Origin of the sequence: Streptomyces shenzhenensis (assembly GCF_021462265.1) — a bacterium.
Taxonomy (GTDB): domain Bacteria; phylum Actinomycetota; class Actinomycetes; order Streptomycetales; family Streptomycetaceae; genus Streptomyces; species Streptomyces shenzhenensis.
In genome coordinates this window covers 1-577 of sequence record NZ_JAJONF010000193.1, presented here as the reverse complement: position 1 = coordinate 577, position 577 = coordinate 1, and the positions used below count along the sequence as shown (strand labels likewise).

Annotated in this window: 1 pseudogene; it reads left to right on the top strand. The window is 68.3% G+C overall.

The features are described 5' to 3' along the window. A pseudogene (locus tag LQ326_RS47410) lies at positions 1 to 557 on the top strand (hypothetical protein); the annotation flags it as partial. Positions 558 to 577 lie beyond the last annotated feature (20 nt).

Here is a 577-nt window from a genome sequence, read left to right as displayed (position 1 = left end):
CCCCGGCCGGGTTCACCGTTACCAGCACGAGGACGTCCCCGATCGGTGCCGGGGCCGTCGCCGGGATCCTGGCCTCCTGCCTGGGCCCGGACGCCTCGAACTACCATGCGGTGATCGCGGTCCGCGCTCCCGTCGCCACGCAGGACACGGACGGCGTGGTCATCGCCGTCAACTCCGCCCACCAGTACGTGCAGTGCGAGGCGAAGGGCCACAAGGGCACCAGCATGTCCGTCCCGCCGACGTTCATCAACGACCGCCTGTGGGGCACCGGCCACCTGATCGAGTTCTTCGACAGCTTCAGCGAGCCGGCCGACGGGGAACAGACCCTCTCACTGGGCGCCGGACACTACACACCCGACGTCGCCAAGATCACCATCAGCTACGGCGACAACCCGACGCAGTACCCGGCCCTCATGGCAGACGGCGCGTTCGTCTACACGGCTGCCATCTCCGGCCCCGAAGGGAACTCCCCCTCCCCGGCCCCCTACGTCCATGCCTACAACGCAGCGGGCCAGGAGATCTACAACCAGCAGACGGAACCCACCGCCAAGCAGTAACACCCGTCGCCGCAAGCCCT